Here is a 16115-nt window from a genome sequence, read left to right as displayed (position 1 = left end):
ATCCTGAGCCCCGGCCGGCGCTACCCGCCCTCCGCGCCGCCCCGCCCCGTCAGGACGGACAGCCCCGCGACAGCGGACAGCCCCGCGACGGCGGACAGTCCCGTGAGGGCGGACAGTCCCGTGAGGGCGGACAACCCCGTCAAGGCAGACATCCGCATCAGGACAGGCAGCCCACATGCGCCAGGGCCTGCTTCAGGAGGACGCCCTGGCCACCCGGCATCTCGCTCTGGACGGAGGCCGACGCCGCGTCCTGAGGGCTGAACCACACCAGGTCGAGCGCGTCCTGCCGGGGTCGGCAGTCACCGGCCACCGGGACGATGTAGGCGAGGGAGACCGCGTGCTGCCGCGGGTCGTGGAACGGGGTGATGCCCTGTGTCGGGAAGTACTCCGCGATCGTGAAGGGCTGGAGGGCGGACGGGACACGGGGCAGCGCCACCGGACCGAGGTCCTTCTCCAGGTGACGCAGGAGCGCGTCCCGGACCCGCTCGTGATGCATCACGCGGCCGGAGACCAGATTGCGGCTGACCGTCCCGTCCGGGCCGATGCGCAGCAGCAGCCCGATGCTGGTGACTTCGCCGCTGTCGTCGACGCGCACGGGCACGGCCTCGACGTACAGAATCGGCATCCGGGCGCGCGCCGACTCGAGCTCGTCGGACGGCAGCCAGCCGGGCGTGGTTTCGGTCATGTCAGACATTGGCCGATCATACTTTCAACGTCAGTCGAAGCGCGCGTCGCTCCGATCACACCTGTCAGAGATGCCCCCGCCGCTCCGCCCGTATGCGCGGCGCGGACGATCAGTCGTGCGCGGCCCACAACCCGCGCACATGACCGAGGTGGCGGGTCATCACCGCGCGTACGGCCTCCTCGTCGCGGGCGAGCAACGCGTCCAGCAGTTCCAGGTGCTCCTGCGCCGAGGACAGCAGCCGGCCCGACTCGGCGAGCGCGGTCAGGCCGTAGAGGCGGGCGCGTTTGCGCAGGTCACCGACCACCTCGACGAGATGCGCGTTGCCCGCGAGGGCGAGCAGGCCGAGATGGAAGCGGGTGTCGGCCTCGACGTATGCGATGAGGTCCCCGGCGGCCGCGGCGGCCACGATCTCCCGGGCGGCGGGCCGCAGTGCCTCCAGGGAGACCGGGTCGGCGGTCCGGGCCAGGCCGGCCGTGGTCGGGATCTCGATGAGCGAGCGGACATGGGTGTACTCGTCGAGCTGCTTCTCGGTGACAGCGGTGACCCGGAACCCCTTGTTGGGCACGGTGTCGACCAGCCCCTCCTTGGCCAGATCCAGCATGGCCTCCCGCACCGGCGTCGCCGAGACACCGAAGCGGCCGGCGAGCGCGGGCGCGGAGTACACCTCGCCCGGCCGCAGCTCGCCGGCGATCAGCGCGGCCCGCAAGGCGTCGGCGACGCGCTCGCGGTAACTGCTCTTCTTGCCGCCGAGCACCGGCAGGGCGGGGCCGGCGGCAGGGGCTGACAGGGCCATCGCACCTCTCCTAGAGGACGAACCCGGCCGGGAACGGGTCGGTCGGGTCGAGCAGATACTGTGCCGTGCCGGTGATCCAGGCGCGGCCGGTGAAGCTTGGCAGCACGGCGGGCACACCCGCCACCTCGGTCTCGCCGAGCAGTCTGCCGGTGAAGTGGGTGCCGATGAAGGACTCGTTCACGAACTCGGTGTGCAGGGGGAGTTCACCACGCGCGTGGAGCTGCGCCATGCGCGCGCTGGTGCCCGTGCCGCAGGGGGAGCGGTCGAACCAGCCGGGGTGGATGGCCATCGCGTGCCGCGAGTGCCGGGCGGTGGCGCCCGGGGCGTACAGGTGGACGTGGTGGACGCCGTGGATCGACGGGTCCTCCGGGTGCACGGGCTCCCCTTCCGCGTTGATGGCCTCCATCAGGTCCAGGCCCGCCCGCAGGATGTCGTCCTTGCGGTCGCGGTCGAAGGGCAGCTCGAACTGCTCCAGCGGCAGGATCGCGTAGAAGTTCCCGCCGTACGCGAGGTCGTAGGTCACCGTCCGGCCGTCGGCGAGCGTGGCCTTGCGGTCGAGGCCTACGGTGAACGACGGCACGTTCCGCAGGGTGACCGCCTTCGCCGCGCCGTCCTCCACCGCCACCTCGGCCACGACGAGGCCCGCCGGGGTGTCGAGGCGGATGGTGGTGACCGGTTCGACGACCTCGACCATGCCGGTCTCCACCAGCACGGTCGCCACGCCGATCGTGCCGTGACCGCACATGGGCAGATAGCCGGAGACCTCGATGTAGACCACGCCCCAGTCGCAGTCCGGGCGGGCCGGCGGCTGGAGGATCGCGCCGCTCATCGCCGCGTGCCCGCGCGGTTCGTTCATCAGCAACTGCTTGACGTCGTCGCGGTGTTCACGGAACCACAGGCGGCGTTCGTTCATGGTCGCGCCCGGGATCGTGCCGATCCCGCCGGTGATCACCCGGGTGGGCATGCCCTCGGTGTGCGAGTCGACGGCGTGCAGGACGAGTTTGCTGCGCATGACCGGCCCTCCCTTTCCGCGGTGGTTACGCGAGCCCCGCCGCGACGGCCTTCTCGGTGGCCGCGCGGATCACGGCCTCCTGCTCCGGCAGCAGTTCCACGCGCGGCGGACGGCAGCGCCCTCCGGGCCGGCCCACGATGTCCATCGACAGCTTGATCGCCTGCACGAACTCGACCTTGGAGTCCCAGCGCAGCAACGGGTGCAACTGCGCGTAGAGGGCCTTGGCGGTGGCGAGGTCACCGTCCACCGCCGCGTGGTACAGCTCCACCGTCGCGGCGGGCAGGGCGTTCGGGTAGCCGGCCACCCAGCCCTTGGCGCCGGCCAGCGCCAGCTCCAGCAGGACGTCGTCCGCGCCGATCAACAGATCGAGATCCGGGGCGAGTTCGGCGAGCTGGTAGGCCCGGCGGACATCGCCGGAGAACTCCTTCACGGCCCTGATGCACCCCTCGCCGTGCAGCTTGGCGAGCAGTTCGGGGACGAGGTCGACCTTGGTGTCGATGGGGTTGTTGTACGCCACGACCGGGACGCCGGCCTTCGCCACCTCGGCATAGTGCGCGAGCACGGACCGCTCGTCGGCGCGGTAGGCGTTCGGCGGCAGCAGCATCACCGCCGCGCAGCCCGCGTCCCGTGCCTGCTCGGCCCAGCGCCGGGACTCGGCGGACCCGTATGCGGCGACGCCCGGCATCACCCGCGTGCCGCCGATCGCGGCGACGGCCGTCTCGACGACCTTGGCGCGCTCCTCGGGCGTCAGCACCTGGTACTCGCCGAGCGAGCCGTTCGGTACGACACCGTCACAGCCGTTCTCGACGAGCCAGGCGCAGTGCTCGGCGTACGCGTCGTGGTCGACGGAGAGATCGTCGCGGAGGGGGAGCGCGGTGGCGACGAGGACGCCGCGCCAGGGACGGTTCTCGGTGGTGGCCATGAGTGGGATGCCCTCTCCATGAGGTGTGACATATCACTGGTGCGGTGGTGCGGTGGTGCGGTGGTGCGGTGGTGCGGTGGTGCGGTGGTGCGGTGGTGCGGTGGTCGCGGCGCGGCGACGAGGGGTGTCGGGCGGTGGCCGCGTGTGCGGGTGCGGCGCGGGGCTCAGGGCGGGGCGCCGCCGTCGGACTCCTCCCCGTTCTCGCCCGCCCGCGCCAGTACGCCCAACGGCACCGGCTGGGCGAACGGCCGCCGGGAGACGCCCTGTTCGCACCCGGCGATCCCCGCGACGGCGGGCCCGCACATCCGGCCCTGGCACCAGCCCATCCCGGCACGGGTGAGCAGCTTCACCGTCCTGAGGTCCCCGGCTCCCAGTTCCCCGACGGCCTCGCGGACGGCACCGGCGGTGACCTCCTCGCACCGGCAGACGGCCGTGTCGTCCGTGACCTGCTCGGTCCAGTGCGCAGGCGGGACGTACACGGAGTCGAGCACGGCGAAGAACTCCCGCAGTGCGGCCCGGGACTTGGCGGCACCAGCCCACGCGGCCGGGTCCGGCACCCGCCCCCGGAGGCGGTCGGCGGCCGACCGTCCGGCGATGTGCCCCTCCGCGAGGGAGAGGGCCGCGCCGCCGATCCCGGTGGTCTCGCCAGCAGCCCAGACGCCCGGCACATCGGTGCGCTGTTCCTCGTCGACCCACACCCGGGGGCCGGTTGACTCGATACGGCAGCCGAGCGCCTCGGCGAGGTCGGTGTGCGGCAGCAGGCCGTGCCCGACGGCGAGCGTGTCGCAGGGGACGCGCCGGCCGGTACCGCGCCGGACCCGGCCCTCGGCGTCGAGCGCGGCGACGGTCACGGCCTCCAACCGGTCGGCGCCGTGCGCCTCGACGACGGTGTGATGGACGAGGGTCCGCACCCGGCGGCGCAGCAACTGGACCGCGTACCCGGCCCCTTCGGCGAGTTTGTCCGCCCGCCCGGCCAGTGCTCCGGCCCGTCGTGCCAGGGCCCTGGGGTCGGCGGACTCCACCAGCGCGGCCACCGTGACTCCCGCCGCCGCGAGCCCGGTCGCCACCGGCAGCAGCAGGGGGCCGGTCCCGGCGACGACCGCCGTGCGGCCCGACACCGCGAGCGTGCCCTTCAGCATGGCCTGCGCGCCCCCGGCGGTGATCACGCCCGGCAGGGTCCAGCCGGGGAAGGGCAGCACCCTCTCGTAGCTCCCGGTCGCGAGCAGGACGGCGTCCGCGCGCACCTCCACGGGCCGCTCCCGGTCGGGCCCGAGCAGCGCGTGCACGGTGAAGCGCCCGGCGCCCTCGGAGCGCTGCTCCACACACCACACATGGTGGTCCGGGAGATGGGTGACGCGTCCGGCGGCCACCTCCCGGACGAGGCCCTCGCGCAGCCGCCGCCAGGTGCGCCACTGGTGGTGCAGGGCCTGCGGGCGCCGCGTGCCGAGCCCGGCCGAGGGCTGCCGGTAGAACTGGCCGCCGGCTGCCCGGCCGGCGTCGACCACGGTGACCCGTACGCCTCGACCGGCTGCCGCCAGGGCCGCGGCGAGGCCCGCGGGGCCGGCGCCGACGATCGCCAGCCGCGGCGGCCCGGGTTCAGTGCTCATGGCCGGTGCCCTCCTGGGTGCGGATCGCGTCGCCCGGCCGGACCGGAACCAGGCAAGCCCGTTGATTGGGGCGTTCGTTGACGGTGACCAGGCAGTCGAAGCAGACACCGATGCCGCAGAAGATCCCGCGCGGTCGCCCCGCGCCCCTCGTGGTGCGCCAGGACGTCACGCCGGCGGCCCAGAGCGTGGCCGCGACCGTCTGGCCCGGAAGTGCCTCCAGCTCACGCCCGTCGAGGGTGACGGTGAAAGCGGGCCCCGGTTCCGCCCGGGTCAATTCCCTTGGGTTCACGCCGCGTCCCCCTCGTGCTCCGCGAACCGGTCCGGGCGGAACGGCGCGAGTTCCAGCTCGGGTGCACCGCCCGCGAGCACCTGGGCGATCAGCCGGCCGGTCCCGGTGGCGAGCCCGATCCCGGCACCTTCGTGCCCGCAGGCGTGGAACAGGCCCGGCACCCGCGGGTCCGGTCCGATCGCGGGCAGATGGTCCGGCATGTAGGGCCGGAAGCCGACGTACGTCCGCATCGCGCGCACCTCCTCCAGGAACGGGAACAGCCGGGTGGCGCCCGCCGCCAGGGCCCGTACGACGGGGAGCGAGAACGACCGGTCGAAGCCGACACGTTCGCGGCTCGCGCCGATCAGCACGGGTCCGGCGGCCGTGCCCTCCACCACGGGGGAGGTCTGGAGCGCCGCCGAGTCGCTGGCCACATCGGCCACGTAGTCGGCGGCGTACACCTTGTGCCGAATCAGCGGCGGCAGCGGTTCGGTGACCAGCACGAAGCCGCGCCGGGGGAGGACCGGAAGGCGCACGCCGGCGAGCGCGGCCAGTTGGCCGCCCCAGGTGCCGGCGGCGTTCACCACCGCGGGGGCGTGGACGTCGCCCCGGTCGGTCCGCACGCCCCGCACGGCACCGGCCCGTGTGCGCAGCACCTCGGTCACGGTCCTGCCGGTGAACAGCCGGGCCCCGGAGGCCCGTACGAGGTGGGCGGCGGCCAGGGTGGGCATGACCTGGGCGTCCTGGGGGTAGTGGATGCCGCCCGCGAGGCCGGGCGCCAAGTGGGGTTCCAGGTCGGCCAGTTGTCCGTCGGTGATGGTGAACCCCGCCACCCCGGCCGCGCGTTGCCCGGCGGCGAACCGCTCCAGCGCGGCCAGGCCCTCCGGTGCTGACGCCACGACGACCCCACCCTTGGCCTCGTACTCGAACGCCTTTCCCAGACCCGGCTCGGCGGCCAGCTCGGCCCACAGGCGGTTGGACAGCAGGGCGAGTTCGAGCTCGGGACCGGGTTCCTTGTCGGAGACCAGGATGTTGCCCTCGCCGGCGCCGGTCGTGCCGCCGGCCACCGGGCCGCGGTCCACCACGACGACGTCCAGACCCGCACGGGCCGCGTACAGGGCGCAGGCCGCGCCCACCATCCCCGCGCCCACCACCACGACGTCGCAGGTCAGTCGCTCGGTCACGCCAGTACTATGTCACATGGCTCTGTGGCGCGGTATACCCCGGCAGCGCGTCCCGGCCGACGACGACCGATGCCCTCCCGCCTGACCGCGTCAGGATGTCGCGGGGCCGCTCCGGTTCGGTCCCTGGGGCGGGTGTTCCGCGATGTCGGGGCGGGGGAGCGGTAGCGGCCGCAGCGGCGATCAGAGCCCGAGCCCCTGCACCATCTCGTCGACGACCACCCGGCAGCGGGGCAGCGGCCGCCGGTCCGTTCGCGCCGGTGCCGCGTCGTCACCGGAAGCCCGATCGGCCTGGTCCGTTCGGTCCGTTCGGTCCGTTCGGTCCGTTCGGGCGGCCCGGCCCGTCGGATCCGTGGGCGCCGCCACCGGGATCTCCCGCAGCCACTGCCGTACGACCCCCACGGGCAGGCCGTGGCGGTGCGCCGCCTCCCGTGCCGTGAGCCTGCCGGAGAGAATGTTCGCGAGGGTACGGATCCGCTCGGTCGGGGAGATCTCCGAGGCTTTCGCGGAAGCGTTCAAGAGCCGGTCCTTTCCGTGGACGTTCACCGATGGTCGCGGTCGAGCCGCCGGTGCTTCGCACGTGCCGCCGGTGCCGCGTACGTGCTGTGTACGTGCTGCCGGTGCTCGACCGTGGTACGCGGTGCTCCGGGCGTGGTGGGCAGTGCTCCGTACGTGGTGCGCGGTGCTCGGAACAGGGTCGTGTGCACTTCCGGCCGTGCGGGGGTGCGGTCCTTGCCGTGGCGTGGCCCGCGAACGTCCGGAAGGTGAAGACCCTCGTTCACGCCGCACCGCCCGCCCACGCCCGGTCACCCTTCCGGCCGAGTACCGGGCTGGACCCACGGCACTCCTCCCGCGCGCCAGTCCGCCCGACCCCGGAACTCGCGGGAACTCGAACGCCCCACCCCGCATGCCGCGCGCCCTCGGTCCCCCGACACTGACCCCATGCCAGGACAGCCCAGCCGCATCGAGGACTACGCCCTGATCGGCGACCTCCTCTCCGCCGCCCTCGTGGGCAAGGACGGCAGCATCGACTGGCTCTGCCTCCCCCGCTTCGACTCGCCCGCCTGCTTCGCCGCCCTGCTCGGCGACGAGGACAACGGACGCTGGCGCATCGCCCCCGCCGACGAGAACGGCCCCTACGCCCGCCGCCGCTACCGGGACGACACGGCGATCCTGGAGACGGAGTGGGAGACGACCGCCGGTCAGGTCCTGGTCACCGACTTCATGCCGTGCCGCAAGACGGGCGCCCCCAGCGTCGTACGCATCGTCGAAGGTCTCTCCGGCACCGTCGACATGCGGATGGACCTGCGGCTCCGCTTCGACTACGGCCGGGTCCTGCCCTGGATGCGCCGCCGGGGCGGCGCGCTGACGGGCACCGCCGGACCCGAGTCGGTGTGGCTGCGCACCCCCGTGCGGCCGGTCGGCCACGGCACGGCCCACACCGCCGTGTTCCCGGTCGCGGCGGGCGAACGGATCCCCTTCGTGCTGACCTGGCACCCCTCCCACCTGTCCGCACCACACCCGGTGGACCCCTTCGAGGCACTGCGCAGCACCGAGTCGTACTGGCGCCGCTGGCTGCGCCGACTCACCTACGACGGGCCCTACCGGGACGCCGTCGCCCGCTCCCTGATCACGCTCAAGGCCCTCACGTACCAGCCGACCGGCGGCATCGTCGCCGCACCGACCACCTCCCTGCCGGAGGAGATCGGCGGCGTACGGAACTGGGACTACCGGTTCTGCTGGCTGCGGGACGCGGGCATGACGCTGGAGGCCCTGCTGCGCAGCGGTTTCAAGGCCGAGGCGGACGCCTGGCGCGCCTGGTTGGAACGGGCGGTGGCGGGGCGGCCCGAGGACGTGCAGATCATGTACGGCATCGCGGGGGAGCGGCGGCTCACCGAGTGGGAGGCCGACTGGCTGCCGGGCTACGAGGGATCACGCCCGGTGCGGATCGGCAACGCCGCCGCCGGGCAGCGGCAGCTCGACGTGCCCGGTGAGGTGATGGACGCGATCCATCTGGCGATCGGCTGCGGGCTGCGCCCCCGCCAGCATCTGGTGTCGCTCCAGGCGGTGTTCCTGGAGCACCTGGAGCGGGCCTGGACCGAGCCCGACCAGGGGCTGTGGGAGATGCGCGGCGCCCCCCGCCACTACACGCACTCCAAGGTGATGTGCTGGGTCGCCTTCGACCGGGCGGTCCGGCTGGCGGAGGCGCACGGGCGGCCCGGTCCGGTGGCCAGGTGGCGCGAGGTCCGTGACCGCATCCACCGTGAGGTCTGCGAGCGGGCCTACGATCCGGAGCGGAACACCTTCACCCAGTCGTACGGCTCCCGGGAGCTCGACGCCGCGCTGCTGCAGATCCCGCAGACCGGGTTCCTGCCGCCGGACGACCCGCGGGTGATCGGCACCGTCGAGGCCGTGCAGCGCGAACTCCTCTCCGACGGGCTGGTGGCCCGCTACTCGGCGGGCGCCGCCGACTCGCCGGACGGCCTCGTCGGCGGCGAGGGCGCCTTCCTCGCCTGCTCCTTCTGGCTCGCGGACGCCCTGCTGGTGATCGGCCGGGAGAACGAGGCCCGTGCGCTGTACGAACGGCTGCTGGAGCTGCGCAACGACGTCGGACTGCTCGCCGAGGAGTACGACCCCCGTGCTCGCCGCCAACTCGGCAACTTCCCACAGGCGTTCACCCACGTCCCGCTGATCCGGGTCGCCTACGAACTCGACCTGCACGCCCCGCACGCCCGCCGCGAGGACCCGAGGAAACCCCAGAATGTCCACTCCTCGGACGACGCGACCAATTCCCGGACCGCCTCTTGACGCGGGGCATGGGCGGCTTCCCCCTCCAGGTGGGGTATTTCATGGTGAACTGGTAGAGAACGATGGGGTATCGCCCCAGGTGACCCGTGACGCCGGGGGAGTGTTCCGCACGGATTGTGAGGGCACGACCCTCCGCGACCACCTGAATCTGGACCGGCCACCGGTGCGGTAGCCCTCGGCCCTCACCGTCGGCCGGGTCACGCGCACCGTCCACGGCGTCGCCGCATACTGACAGTCCGTCAGTTTTCAACGGACCCCACCTCTGGGAGGAACGGCGATGACCACACGGATGCCACGGATGCTCCTGCGCTCGGGCCATGTCGTCACCATGGACCCGGCCATCGGAGACCTGCCACGGGGCGACATCCTCATCGAGGACGGCACGATCACGGCGGTCGAGCCGCACATCGACGCGGACGTCGACGCCGAGGTGCTCGACATGACCGGCCGTATCGTCATCCCCGGCTTCGTCGACACCCACCGCCACACCTGGGAGGCGCCGATCCGCGGCTGCGCCCCGGACGCCACCCTCGACGACTACTTCGTCGACGTCCTCGACACCTTCGCGCCCGTCTTCACCCCCGAGGACGTGTACGCGGGCAACCTGGCGGGCACCCTGGAGTGCCTCAACGCGGGCATCACCACCCTCGTCGACTGGTCCCACATCAACAACACGCCCGAGCACCCGGACGCCGCGATCCAGGCGCTGACGGAGACCGGCATCCGGGCCCAGTACGCGTACGGCAGCGCCAACACCTCCCTCACCGACTACTGGTTCGACAGCAAGATCGCGGTACCCGGCGACGACGTACGCCGCGTCCGAGCCGAGCACTTCGCCTCCGACGGCGGCCTCCTCACCATGGCCCTGGCCACCCGGGGCCCGGGCTTCTGCACCGACGACGTGGTCCAGCGGGAGTGGGGACTCGCCCGTGAGCTGGGCGTCCCCATCACCGTGCACGTCGCCATGGGCCGCCTGGCCGGACGCTTCGGCATGGTCAGGCGGCTGCATCAGATGGGCCTGCTCGGCCCCGACACCACCTACGTCCACTGCTGCCACCTCGGTGAGGACGAATGGCGGATGGTGGCCGACAGCGGCGGCACGGTCTCCATCGCCGCACAGGTGGAGACCCAGATGGGGCACGGCTGGCCGCCGGTCATGCTGGCGATCGAACACGGGCTGCGGCCGTCCCTGAGCATCGACGTCGTCACCACCGTGCCCGGCGACATGTTCACCCAGATCCGCGCCGCCTTCGGCGCCGAACGGGCCCGGGTCAACGCCGACTGCTGGCAGGCCAACCTGCCTGTCCCGAGCAGCATGTTGACGGCACGTCAGATGCTGGAGATCGCCACGCTCAACGGCGCCCACGTGGCAGGACTTGAGGACCGTACCGGCTCCCTCACCCCCGGCAAGCGCGCCGATGTCGTCGCCCTCGACGCCACCGCCCTCAACATGGCGCCCGTCCACGACGCCACAGCCGCCGTGACGCTCAGCGCGGACGTCTCCAACGTCGACACGGTCATCGTCGACGGCGTGGTCCACAAGCGGGACGGCAGGCTGCTCGCCGACGTCGGCCGGGCCCGTCGCCTGGTCGAGGAGTCGCGCGACCGGCTGCTCGCGGCCGTGGCGGCCAAGAAGAGCGCCACCTGACGAACAGCCACGCCACACCGTGTGACACACGGGACACGCGACGCGCCGGGCCGCCGGAGCCCCCCACCGCTGCGAGGCGGTGGGGGGCTCCGGCGGCCCGTGGTCCTCGACGAGGCACCGGTGCGCCCGACGTCGTACGTCAGGCGTCGGGCGTCGTGCTCGATGTCAGCCCTCGCGGTCCATCATCGCGGTCAGTCCTCGCGCGGCCAGTTCTCGGCCTCGAACATCCAGCGCTGCTTCTCCAACTCGTAGGTGAGCGAGATCAGCAGGTCCTGGGTGACCTTGTCGGCCTCCTCGGTCGCGTCGATCCGCTTCCGCAGCCGCCCGATGGCTTCCTCCAGCGCCCCGACCAGCAGCCGTACGACCTCGGTGTCCCGCAGCCAGCCCTCCTTCGGGCCCTGCAGATCGAACCGTGCCGCGACCGTCTCCGGCCGGCCGTCCGGGGAGACCCCGAGCGCGGCGGCGCGTTCGGCGACCTGATCGGCGTAGGACCGTGCCGTGGACACCACCTCGTCGAGCTGCAGGTGGATCGAACGGAACCTCGGTCCCACGATGTTCCAGTGGGCCTGCTTGCCGATCAGCGAGAGCCCCAGCAGATCCACCAGGCTCTCCTGCAGCGCGTCGCCCGCGATCCGGCGGGCGGGCTCGGGCAGCGTGCTCCTCACCATCGTCATCTACGCGTCACTCCTCATCGCTTCGTACCGGCGAGCGCCTCGTGCCGGGCGGCGTCGGCGCTCCCGGTTCTGCGGAGCAGGTCGGTGCGTTCCTCCTCGCCCATGCCGCCCCACACGCCGGCCGTCTGCCCGTTGCCGAGCGCCCACATGAGGCACTCGAGGCGCACCGGGCAGCGGCCGCAGACGCGTTTGGCGGCGGCGACGTCGTCGAGCGCCGGTCCTGTGGTGCCCACGGGGAAGAACAGGTCGGGGTCCTCTCCCACGCAGGCCGCTCTCCGCAACCACTCCATGCGGGGCCGGGTGCCCCACGCGGACGACGGAAAACGCGGGTTCAGCGCCCCAGCACTCCGTCCACGAACTCCGTGACGTCCGCGAGCACTTCGCTCCGGTTCGTCTCGTTGAACACCTCGTGCCGGGCGCCCGGGTAGACGCGCTCGGTCCACTCGGTCCCGCGCAGCTCCTCGATTCCCGTACGGCTGCCGGGCAGCGGCACGATCCGGTCGTCGTCCCCGTGCAGCCACAGCAGCGGGAGCGGACCGATGGACCCGCCCTTCGAGATCGTCTCCAACGTGCGGTCGATCGCCTCCAGCGTCGGCCGCTTGAACGGGCCGTGCCACACCAGCGGATCGTTCGCGTACGCCGCGCCGACCGCCATGTCCCGCGACAGCAGCTTCGGGTCGAGCGGCACCTCGGGCACCCGGGGCGGCGCGAGCAGCGCCCGCAGCGGCTCCCAGATCCCGATCAGCGGCCCGGACAGGACGAGCGCCGCGAGCCCCGCGCCGTACCGCTGGGCGTACCGCGCGCCGATCAGACCGCCCATGGAGTGACCGATCAGCACCACCGGCAGCCCGGGGTACGCGGCCCGCGCCAGCACCTCCACGGCGTGCACGTCGGAGACCACGTCCTCGAAGTCCTCGATCAGGACCCGCTCGCCCGCCGACCTGCCGTGCCCCAGGTGATCGGGACCGAACACCGCCGCGCCGTGCCGCACCAGGGCATCGGCCACATGCTCGTACCGGCCGATGTGCTCCCCGTACCCGTGCACCAGGAGAACGACGTACCGCGCGCCCTCGCACGGCCATTCCCGCGCGGTGACACCGCCCCGCGTACCGGCGAAGCTGTGCTCACGCGAGTCGGCCATGACTCCTCCAACTACGTCGGTGAAGGTACCCGGGGGATCTTGCCAGCCCGTCGGACGATGGTCCATGGGCCGTCCGGGGCCAAAGCGCCGCCCCGGGCGGCAGGGCCGACTGGCGAGACGGCTGTGCCGCGCCCCGATAGGTGCGCATAGCATCGGTCCCCGCATGAACACGATGACTCTCTGGCACCTGTCCACGGCCGAGTTCGCGGCCCTCGCCTTCGCGGCCCTGCTCGTCGGCTTCTCGAAGACCGCGGTGAGCGGTGCCAACACGGTCAGCCTCGCGATCTTCGCCGCCGTGCTGCCCGCGCGCGCCTCGACGGGCGTTCTCCTGCCGATCCTGATCGTCGGTGACGTCCTCGCGGTGCTCACCTACCGCAGGCACGCCCACTGGCCCACCCTCTGGAAGCTCTTCCCGGCGGTCGGCGCCGGCGTGCTCCTCGGCACGCTGTTCCTGGTGTGGGCGGACGACCAGGTCGTCCGCACCTCCATCGGCGCGATCCTGCTGCTGATGACCGCCGTCACCATCTGGCGCCGCCGTACGGTCGACAAGGACGACGAACCCGACGCGATCACCACCCGCGCGGGCCGGGTCAAAGCCCGTTCGTACGGCGTACTCGGGGGCTTCACCACCATGGTCGCCAACGCCGGCGGTCCCGTGATGTCGATGTACCTGCTCTCGGCGGGCTTCCGGAAGCTCGGCTTCCTCGGTACGTCGGCGTTCTTCTTCCTCATCGTCAACGTCTCCAAGGTCCCGTTCAGCGTGGGTCTCGGACTCATCGACGCGCACTCGCTGCTGCTGGACGCCGCGCTCGCCCTGTTCGTCGTCCCCGGCGCGTTCCTCGGCAAGTGGGCGGTGAACCGCATCAACCAGAAGCTGTTCGAGCAGTTGGTGATCGCGGCGACGATCGTGGGCGGCCTGCAACTACTGCTCCGCTGAGCCCTTCGTCCGGTACGGCGCCGAGTCCGGGGACGCACGCGGTCAGCCCCGCAACCGCGGCGCCCACGCCTCCGCGTCGACCGCGGCCCCCTCCCGCTCCACGACGTCGGCCAGCCGCCGTGCCCAGGCCCCCACCCCGACCAGATCGACGCCGTACGGCTGCGGCCGGCCGCTCCCGGCGCCCCATTCCTCCACGGCACCGGCGCCGCGCCGCAGCAGCCGTGCCCCGCCCTTGACGTTCCCGCGCGCCGAGTGCGTGAGCCCGACCGCCAGCTGGGCGAGGCCACGCCACAGCGCCCGCTCCTCGTCGGGGCCGGACTTCCAGGCGTCCTCGAAGACCTCGTGCGCATGGAACGGCTTCCCCGCGTCCAGCAGCGCCTGCGCCTCGGTGACCGTCCGCTCGGGGTCCCGCACCACGCCCTCGGGCTGCCGCTCCACACCCGGCGCCCCGTACGGCAACGGGCGCCCCAGCCCGTCCCGGGGCCGCGCGCTCCGCGCCCGCCCCTCCTCGTCCCGGTCCCGCTCCGGCGCCGTCCCGTCCTCCGCTGTCCCGCTCATGCCCCGATTGTCCCTCGCCGCTCACCGGCCACGGGGCACACGGGGCAGTGGCCGACGTACGGTAAAGTTCTCAGTGCGCGATCACGCGGTTCCCCGCGGACAGCGCACCGGGACGTGGCGCAGCTTGGTAGCGCACTTGACTGGGGGTCAAGGGGTCGCAGGTTCAAATCCTGTCGTCCCGACTGGAGACAGTCGCAGGTCAGGGCCGGTTTCGAAGGCATTCGAAACCGGCCCTTGATCGTTCTTGGGGACCAGGTGGGGGCCGGCCGTCCCTGACTCTCAGGGAATCGAGCCCGCATCGGACCCGGAGCTCAATGCCGCCCGGGGCAGCGTGCCGGATCCGCCGCCGAGGCCGAGCCCGGTGCGGAGAATCTCCTGCCAGGCTGCTCCCAGCCGTGCCGCGCCGCAGCCGTACGAGAAGGCCCGGGCCGCGCCGCGCGCCTGCGACATGTCGTCGATGGGTACTTCGTCTTCTGTCACGCTCGCCGTTCCCCTCGTCTGTGTGCGCGGAAGGCGGTGCCGCGACGCGGTGCTCGTGACTGCCACGCCGCGGCGGCCCGGTACGGGCGGGGGGCTCACCCTGCCGTGGCACCGGACCAGGTCTCGACCTCGTCGCTCGGGGGCACGGTGGGGGCGGAGCTACCGTTGAGCTTGCCGTTGCCGTTGCCGTTGCCGTTGCCGTTGCCGTTCGCGGACGCGCGCCGCGTGTCGGTGGGGGAGGGGGCAGAGGTCGGCGCGTCCCGCACGTCCAGGTCCTCGGCCATGTCCATCCCGCCGACCATGCCGTCGTCGGTGTCGTGGACCAACTCCTGGCGGCGCTCCCTGGCCTCCCGCAGCAGCCGGGCGCGGGTCTTGATGAACTTGGCGTTCATCTCGTCCACGGGTATGAACTTGTTGACGCCGCCGCCGCTGATCCGGGGCTCCTGCTTCGCCATGATCTTGAAGTCCTGCGGGTCCTGGACGAACTTCTCCAGGTACACCTGGAGCGTGGACATCAGGCGCCGCAGCGACGGCAGTCGCAGGTACGGCTTCAGCTGCGGGAACTCGTAGACGCGGAAGATGTGCTGGGTGTGTTCCTCGTCCACCGGCATGAACCAGGACGTCGTCTCGAACGCCTCGGTCTGCACGTGCACCATGCAGGGGAACGAGAACGTGATGACGTAGTGGATGCTCTTGCTCGGGTCGTCCTCCTGGCCGTGGTCGAACGAGTACCGGAACGTCATTCCGTCGTCGTCCGTCTCCACATGATGGTTGTGGATCATGGTGGCCTTGAGGAAGTTCTGCTTCCCGTCCAGGCCGAACTTGCGCAGCGTTCCGTACAGGAAGTTGAAGTCCAGGTAGTTCAGCCAGTGATCCCGGTGCACATAGGTCACGTGGTAGAACTCCTGGACGCTCTCGATGTACCGCGTGTAGTGGACCGGTTTCTCCCACGAGATCGTGGAGTAGAGGCCCTCGTGCTCCCTGATCTCGCGGGGCGCGATGATGTCCGGACGCTCGTCCGCCGGGCGGTCGTCGCCCCACCACATCCAGATCAGGCCATGACGCTCCTGCACCGGGTACGAACGGATCTTGAGCGACCCGGGTATACGGGCGTTCCTGCCCATCGCCGGGGTCAGCGTGCACGTGCCCTCGGGGTTGAACAGGAAGCCGTGGTACGGGCACTCGACCGCGTTGCCCTTCAGGCGGCCGTCACCCAGGTTGGCCCCCTTGTGCGGGCACCGTGCGTCCTGGACGACGACGTTGCCGTCCATGTCCCGCCACAGCACCAACTGCATGCCGAGGCGGCGCAGGCTCGTGGGCTTCTTCGTGTTGACGTCCGTGGATATGGCGATCGGGTACCACAGGTCGGGGATCATCCGTCTCTCCTGTCTCGGGTGCGTT

General features: G+C 72.1%; 18 protein-coding genes and 1 tRNA gene. 4 read left to right on the top strand and 15 right to left on the bottom strand.

The genetic code is table 11. The features are described from left to right. Nucleotides 1–20: 20 nt before the first annotated feature. The 9 genes from GWK25_RS44350 to GWK25_RS27670 all read right to left on the bottom strand — a co-directional run bounded on the left by GWK25_RS44350 (nucleotide 21) and on the right by GWK25_RS27670 (nucleotide 6987). The gene (locus GWK25_RS44350; protein ID WP_286014554.1) at nucleotides 21–152 is read right to left on the bottom strand and encodes a hypothetical protein; all 132 of its coding nucleotides are present in this window, start codon (nucleotides 150–152) and stop codon (nucleotides 21–23) included. Between the two features lie 5 nt (nucleotides 153–157). Next, a complete protein-coding gene (locus GWK25_RS27705) occupies nucleotides 158–685 on the bottom strand; it encodes an NUDIX hydrolase family protein (RefSeq protein ID WP_184902079.1) in 528 nt (175 codons plus the stop codon). A gap of 109 nt (nucleotides 686–794) precedes the next feature. Then, nucleotides 795–1478 carry a GntR family transcriptional regulator gene (locus tag GWK25_RS27700; RefSeq protein ID WP_215454023.1) on the bottom strand — a complete coding sequence of 228 codons (684 nt, stop codon included), beginning with the start codon at nucleotides 1476–1478 and terminating at the stop codon, nucleotides 795–797. A gap of 10 nt (nucleotides 1479–1488) precedes the next feature. After that, complete coding sequence (locus GWK25_RS27695) at nucleotides 1489–2490, bottom strand: proline racemase family protein (RefSeq protein ID WP_215454021.1); 1002 nt, start codon at nucleotides 2488–2490, stop codon at nucleotides 1489–1491. 25 nt (nucleotides 2491–2515) lie between these two features. Beyond that, entirely contained in the window at nucleotides 2516–3412 is an 897-nt protein-coding gene (locus tag GWK25_RS27690; RefSeq protein WP_215454018.1) for a dihydrodipicolinate synthase family protein, read from the bottom strand. A 164-nt stretch (nucleotides 3413–3576) separates the two neighbouring features. Next, complete coding sequence (locus GWK25_RS27685) at nucleotides 3577–5019, bottom strand: NAD(P)/FAD-dependent oxidoreductase (RefSeq protein WP_215454016.1); 1443 nt, start codon at nucleotides 5017–5019, stop codon at nucleotides 3577–3579. Further along, nucleotides 5009–5308, bottom strand: a complete 300-nt coding sequence (locus GWK25_RS27680; RefSeq protein ID WP_215454014.1) for a (2Fe-2S)-binding protein — start codon at nucleotides 5306–5308, stop codon at nucleotides 5009–5011. The genes GWK25_RS27685 and GWK25_RS27680 overlap by 11 nt, the downstream gene beginning before the upstream one ends. Beyond that, entirely contained in the window at nucleotides 5305–6471 is a 1167-nt protein-coding gene (locus GWK25_RS27675; protein WP_215454012.1) for an FAD-binding oxidoreductase, read from the bottom strand. Before GWK25_RS27675 ends, GWK25_RS27680 begins: the two co-directional genes overlap by 4 nt. Nucleotides 6472–6651: 180 nt before the next feature. Continuing rightward, complete coding sequence (locus GWK25_RS27670) at nucleotides 6652–6987, bottom strand: hypothetical protein (RefSeq protein ID WP_215454010.1); 336 nt, start codon at nucleotides 6985–6987, stop codon at nucleotides 6652–6654. 423 nt (nucleotides 6988–7410) lie between these two features. Between GWK25_RS27670 and GWK25_RS27665 the strand changes: the two genes are divergently transcribed. Both GWK25_RS27665 and GWK25_RS27660 read left to right on the top strand, forming a co-directional pair. After that, a complete protein-coding gene (locus GWK25_RS27665; RefSeq protein WP_215454008.1) occupies nucleotides 7411–9276 on the top strand; it encodes a glycoside hydrolase family 15 protein in 1866 nt (621 codons plus the stop codon). 277 nt (nucleotides 9277–9553) lie between these two features. Next, nucleotides 9554–10924 (top strand): amidohydrolase family protein, encoded by a 1371-nt coding sequence (locus tag GWK25_RS27660; RefSeq protein ID WP_215454004.1) that lies wholly within the window; start codon nucleotides 9554–9556, stop codon nucleotides 10922–10924. Between the two features lie 191 nt (nucleotides 10925–11115). Here the strand turns inward: GWK25_RS27660 and GWK25_RS27655 are convergent, their stop codons facing one another. The 3 genes from GWK25_RS27655 to GWK25_RS27645 are packed head-to-tail and all read right to left on the bottom strand — an operon-like array spanning nucleotide 11116 to nucleotide 12739. Then, complete coding sequence (locus GWK25_RS27655; RefSeq protein ID WP_215454001.1) at nucleotides 11116–11598, bottom strand: Dps family protein; 483 nt, start codon at nucleotides 11596–11598, stop codon at nucleotides 11116–11118. A 14-nt stretch (nucleotides 11599–11612) separates the two neighbouring features. Next, complete coding sequence (locus GWK25_RS27650; protein ID WP_215453999.1) at nucleotides 11613–11888, bottom strand: WhiB family transcriptional regulator; 276 nt, start codon at nucleotides 11886–11888, stop codon at nucleotides 11613–11615. Nucleotides 11889–11929: 41 nt separating this feature from the next. Then, nucleotides 11930–12739 carry an alpha/beta hydrolase gene (locus GWK25_RS27645; RefSeq protein ID WP_215453997.1) on the bottom strand — a complete coding sequence of 270 codons (810 nt, stop codon included), beginning with the start codon at nucleotides 12737–12739 and terminating at the stop codon, nucleotides 11930–11932. A gap of 163 nt (nucleotides 12740–12902) precedes the next feature. On the opposite strand from GWK25_RS27645, the gene GWK25_RS27640 reads away from it, so the two are divergent. Next, nucleotides 12903–13676: a sulfite exporter TauE/SafE family protein gene (locus tag GWK25_RS27640; RefSeq protein WP_184902108.1), complete on the top strand. Its 774-nt coding sequence runs from the start codon at nucleotides 12903–12905 to the stop codon at nucleotides 13674–13676. Between the two features lie 42 nt (nucleotides 13677–13718). Here the strand turns inward: GWK25_RS27640 and GWK25_RS27635 are convergent, their stop codons facing one another. Then, nucleotides 13719–14234 carry a DUF309 domain-containing protein gene (locus GWK25_RS27635; RefSeq protein WP_215453996.1) on the bottom strand — a complete coding sequence of 172 codons (516 nt, stop codon included), beginning with the start codon at nucleotides 14232–14234 and terminating at the stop codon, nucleotides 13719–13721. Between the two features lie 108 nt (nucleotides 14235–14342). Here GWK25_RS27635 and GWK25_RS27630 point away from each other — a divergent pair. Further along, nucleotides 14343–14416 (top strand) — tRNA-Pro (locus tag GWK25_RS27630). A 97-nt stretch (nucleotides 14417–14513) separates the two neighbouring features. On the opposite strand, the gene GWK25_RS27625 is transcribed toward GWK25_RS27630, so the two are convergent. Further along, entirely contained in the window at nucleotides 14514–14714 is a 201-nt protein-coding gene (locus GWK25_RS27625; RefSeq protein ID WP_215453995.1) for a hypothetical protein, read from the bottom strand. Between the two features lie 95 nt (nucleotides 14715–14809). Beyond that, nucleotides 14810–16090, bottom strand: coding sequence for an aromatic ring-hydroxylating dioxygenase subunit alpha (locus tag GWK25_RS27620; protein ID WP_251829062.1), 1281 nt, complete (start codon nucleotides 16088–16090; stop codon nucleotides 14810–14812). Nucleotides 16091–16115: the final 25 nt, after the last annotated feature.

Origin of the sequence: Streptomyces sp. ATCC 21386, from assembly GCF_018728545.1 — a bacterium.
Taxonomy (GTDB): domain Bacteria; phylum Actinomycetota; class Actinomycetes; order Streptomycetales; family Streptomycetaceae; genus Streptomyces.
The sequence above is the reverse complement of the archived record's forward strand: the minus strand, read 5'-3'. Positions and strand labels throughout refer to the sequence as shown.